The 351-nt window shown below is 75.5% G+C and carries 1 protein-coding gene; it reads right to left on the bottom strand.

Translation table 11 applies throughout. The annotated features are described in order from the left end of the window. A partial coding sequence (locus tag L995_RS17005) for a biotin/lipoyl-binding protein (protein ID WP_047472739.1) occupies nt 1–351 on the bottom strand: 351 nt, incomplete at both ends.

Genomic DNA, 351 nt, shown 5'->3' with positions numbered 1-351 from the left:
CGGCCTGCCAGCGCGCCAGGGTCTGCTTGAGCTGGGGCAGGCGCGCGGCGCGTGCCTTCTGGCGGGCCTTGGCCAGCTGGGCCTCGGACTCGGCCACGGCCAGGTCGGCCTGGCCCGTCTCGTCGGCCAGCCTCAGCAGCAACTGGCCGCGCTGCACGGACTGGCCTTCCTTGACGGACAGCTGCTGCACCACGCCGGCCACGGCGGGCGACAGGTCCAGCAGCCCGCCTTCCACCTCGATCTTGCCGCGCGCCACGGCCACGGCCGCCGGGCCGCTTTGCTGCGCCCTGGAGCTGGCCTGGCCCGCATTGGCGGGCGCATCGTGCGAAGGACCGCAGCCCGCCAGCAGCG

This window comes from Delftia sp. ZNC0008, assembly GCF_000799035.1.
GTDB classification, from domain to species: Bacteria; Pseudomonadota; Gammaproteobacteria; order Burkholderiales; family Burkholderiaceae_C; genus Comamonas; species Comamonas tsuruhatensis.
The sequence above is the reverse complement of the archived record's forward strand: the minus strand, read 5'-3'. Positions and strand labels throughout refer to the sequence as shown.